Raw genomic sequence first — 449 nt, 5'->3', positions numbered from 1 at the left:
CAGGGCTCGCGGCGTACTTCGAGGCCGGGCAGGTCGGGGCGGCCGGGGCCTAGCTCCGGTCGCGATTTCGGCCGCTCAGGGCGTCGGCGCGCGGCGTCTTCTGCGACCGGAGCAGTCAGCCCCTCCCGAGGTGCTCCTGGATGCGACGGATGACGGCGCCGAGCGTGCCGGAGGCGAGGAGGCCGGGCCCCAGGGGACCTGCCGTGTCTTCGCCGAGCGCCGGCAGAGCGCGGAGTGCTGCCGCCGCTTCAGGACGCAGGACCTCGAGCTGCCAGCGCATCTCCTTCTCCCTCGCATCGGGCTCATCCGGTCGCGCGAGGCCGGCCGCCATCGCCGCGTAGGCTGCCGCCCCCAGGGCGTGCGCGCCCATGTGGGCGACACCGGCGGCCTGGGCGCTGCCGAACGCACCGAGCAGCGCATCATCCTCACCGGCATGGGGTCGTCGCACT

Annotated in this window: 1 protein-coding gene; it reads right to left on the bottom strand. The window is 74.8% G+C overall.

Annotated features, from left to right (window positions below; genetic code table 11):
• Window positions 1-115: 115 nt before the first annotated feature.
• The coding region (locus tag DW306_RS05560) for a putative immunity protein (RefSeq protein WP_342670834.1) at window positions 116-449 on the bottom strand (334 nt) is incomplete at its 5' end.

This window comes from Microbacterium sp. K24 (assembly GCF_004794465.1).
In the GTDB taxonomy this organism is placed as follows: Bacteria; Actinomycetota; Actinomycetes; order Actinomycetales; family Microbacteriaceae; genus Microbacterium.
Note: the sequence above shows the minus strand (reverse complement) of the source record. Positions and strands in the feature narration are given on the sequence as shown.